The 3,291-nt window shown below is 46.0% G+C and carries 3 protein-coding genes; 2 read left to right on the top strand and 1 reads right to left on the bottom strand.

Annotation, left to right across the window (positions count from 1 at the left end):
• Nucleotides 1–482: NTP transferase domain-containing protein (locus J7J01_06630; protein MCD6210547.1), on the bottom strand; the 482-nt coding region annotated here is incomplete at its 3' end.
• Between the two features lie 59 nt (nt 483–541).
• On the opposite strand from J7J01_06630, the gene J7J01_06625 reads away from it, so the two are divergent.
• Both J7J01_06625 and J7J01_06620 read left to right on the top strand, forming a co-directional pair.
• On the top strand, nt 542–1,744 hold the full coding sequence (locus tag J7J01_06625) for a hypothetical protein (GenBank protein MCD6210546.1): 1,203 nt from the start codon (nt 542–544) through the stop codon (nt 1,742–1,744).
• Between the two features lie 38 nt (nt 1,745–1,782).
• Complete coding sequence (locus tag J7J01_06620; GenBank protein ID MCD6210545.1) at nt 1,783–3,195, top strand: FAD-binding oxidoreductase; 1,413 nt, start codon at nt 1,783–1,785, stop codon at nt 3,193–3,195.
• Nucleotides 3,196–3,291 lie beyond the last annotated feature (96 nt).

Raw genomic sequence — 3,291 nt, 5'->3', positions numbered from 1 at the left:
TTTGGGCGCTTTTGACCTCGCTCACCTACTACAAGCACTTTCGTGGCGTCTGCCAGGTCAAATACGTTCTCAGGTCTATCCACGCACAGTATGCACTTACCTGTACCAGGAGCATAACTCAGGAGCTGTTTCACAATGCCCGGCTCGAAGACATGGTCACACATCATGAGTATGAAATCCTCGTTATCCACCGCCTCTCTCGATTTCCACACTGATAGCCCGTTTCCTTCGTCAAATTCCTCGTTCTGAACGAATTTTATATTCACATCAGCATGAGTTTGAAATCGTGATTCCACATATCTCTTCACCTCTTCGCTTCTATACCCAACGACGATTACAAAATCGGTTATTCCACATTCTTTCAGCGATAATATCGCTCGCTCAATGACTGTGAGACCGAGCAAAGGAGTAAGAGGTTTTGGCACATTTATCGCAGCAGAGAGTCGTTCGCCTTTTCCCGCTGCTAATATTACCGCTTTCATATACCATCTTTTATTTTTTATTTACTTTCTATTATATTATATCCGTGGAGGCTGAGAATATGGAACTGGAGAGAGAGAAGGTACTGAGTGCGATTTACCACTGTGTGAAGTGCAAGTTGTGTAGCATTGCGAGTTTTCATCCGGGCGATGAATGGCTGCCGTTATGTCCCAGCGGGCAATATTACGGCTATCAAGCGTTCTACGCGCCGGGCAAGATGGAAATTTTTCGGGCGATATTAGAGGGAAAGATAACCGAACCTTCAGATGGACTACTGAAATCGGTATATGCCTGTACGGCATGCGGAGCGTGTTACGAGAAGTGTAAGCAGATAACGAACGTGGAGCTGGGCGCACCGGAACTGTTTGAAGTGATGCGGCACGAGATGGCAACTAAGGGGTGGATTCTCGAAGAGCACAGGGCTATTGCAGAGAAGATAAAAGAAACAAGGAATGCGTATGGTGAGAAGTACAACTACAAATATGATGCGAAATCAACCGACAGTAATGCTGATGTTCTCTATTATATCGGCTGCACTGCACGGTACAGAGTGCCGGAGATTGCAGATGCCATGATCGCAATCTTCAATAAATTAGGCATAAAATATCAGGTGATGGATGAGGAATGGTGCTGTGGCTCGGTATTATTCAGAACGGGTCAGGTAGAAGCGACGAAGGAGCTCGTGGCGCACAATATTGAAGAGATAAAGAAGAGTGGCGCAAAGACCGTTGTTTTTACATGCCCCGGCTGTATGAAGACTTTCAGGAATAATTATCCTGACATGGGTGTTGAACTGCTACATGCTACGGAGTTCTTAGCACGATCCGAGAATGGCAATAGCAATAGCAATAGCGATAGCAATAGCAATAGCGATGTGAATATGAACCTGAAGAAGGGCGATATGAAGGTGGCTTATCACGACCCATGCCATTTAGGCAGGGATCTGGGCATATATGACGAGCCAAGAGCGGTTCTGGGTAAAGTAGCAGAGATAAAGCCAATGAAGCGAGAGAGGGAGCAGGCATGGTGCTGTGGCTCTGGTGGTGGCGTAAAGTCCGCTTATGATGGGTTCGCATTGTGGTGTGCTACCGAACGACTGGAGGAAGCGAGAGAAGCAGGTGCTGAGGCACTTGTGAGTGCGTGCCCGTTCTGTAAACGGAATTTGAGAGAGGCGGCGGAGAAAGAAGGAAAGGGAACGAGAGTATATGATATTGTGGAGCTTGTGGATAAGAGCTTAACCGTGGGCAAAAGCAATAACTTTTAAATACGCTCACACCCTGACTTTAGGTTAAAGAAATGGGAATGAGATTGATAGAGGAATTGAGAGCGATAGTGGGCGAGGAGAACGCCACAGAGGATATAGCGATTTGCACCTCGTATTCGAGAGATCAGCACTGGCATTTCGTGCCTGCAAAGAATCCTGCATACGTTGTGCGACCAGGTAGTAAAGAAGAAGTGAGGCAGGTTTTAATGCTCGCGAATAGGGAGAAGATCCCGGTGATACCCTACAGCACGGGAATAAATGTGCGTGGTCTGACAATCCCGGTTCACGATGGCAGTATCTTATTGGACCTGGGGCGAATGAATCGCATCATAGAGGTAAATCCAGAGATGAAGACCGCTACCGTGGAGCCAGGTGTGACATTTGGGATGCTGTTTGAGCAAACGCGGAAGTATAAGTTGCGACCGGCATTTCCTGATGCACCGCTTACCGTTAGTGTACTGGTAAATTATTACCTGCGCGGGATATATCAGACCGCTGCGACTGATGGGCATGACCACACGATCTCGTATGAGATGATTCTACCGAATGGCGAGACGATAAAAACGGGCTCAAGAGCTCTCTCTAATATGCCTTACTTTAGATATGGCGTAGGTCCAGACTTTACCGGTATATTCTGTGCACATCCCGGGACATGTGGTGTAGTAACCGAATTAACGGCGAAACTTTACCGGTTATATGACAACACAAAAACGTACTTCATCGGTTTTGACGATGTGAGCACGCCGCAGAAGTTCATTTATAATTTGATGAACGATGAACTGGCAGCAAGTATAAGGCTGGTGGACAATCAAAGCTGGTTAAAAGGGATATTTGGCACCTTTGATTATCCATACGAGGAGCTACCGAAGTTCGTCCTGTGCGTGCTGGTAGAAGGCATAGATGGCATATTTGAGGCAAAGGACAGGTTAATGCGTGAGTATATGAAGGAATCACACGGGAAGGTCCTGGACTTGCCATCAGAATTCGGAACTACATTTAAGCATGAGAGTCTGGGAGGTGCGGAGAAGAGCTGTATGGTCTTCGGCTTGCAGGGTAAGGGTAATTACCACTGCATCGGATTCTATGGACCGTTGAAGCTGACTACGCAATATTATGAAGCGCATGAAAAGACGGCATTGGAGGTCGGAATCCCTGCGAACAATATCCATTTCTATCTCGACCCGATATCCAGTTTTCACGGTCAGCTCTGCTACTTCGAGCTTGACATATTTTACGATGGTAGTGATCCCGAATTCGGTGCGAAGTTGAGGTCTTACAATGATAAACAGTTCCATAAATTGTTGGACATAGGAATCTATGGCTGGTTCAGACCTTATGCGGGAATAATAGAACCCACCGTGGAACGAATAGGGTATCTTTCGGAGGTATGGAAGAAGTTTCTTAAGGTTATTGACCCGAACGGGATAATGAACCGTGGTAAGCTATTCTAAAACCAAAAACAGTAGTCATTTCGGTAATAAATCGCAAGTAATAAACCACGAGATTTCACGAGATTAGCACAACATTTTTTATTTTTATTTTTTACA

The sequence above is a fragment of the Methanophagales archaeon genome, assembly GCA_021159465.1.
GTDB lineage: Archaea > Halobacteriota > Syntropharchaeia > Alkanophagales > Methanospirareceae > G60ANME1.
This window is presented reverse-complemented; position numbering and strand designations above follow the sequence as displayed.

What these genes read in the sequence shown, in the direction of transcription:
- J7J01_06620 (MCD6210545.1), top strand. Translation starts at nt 1,783, where the DNA reads ATGAGATTGATAGAGGAATTGAGAGCGATAGTGGGCGAGGAGAACGCC.
- J7J01_06625 (MCD6210546.1), top strand. Translation starts at nt 542, where the DNA reads ATGGAACTGGAGAGAGAGAAGGTACTGAGTGCGATTTACCACTGTGTG.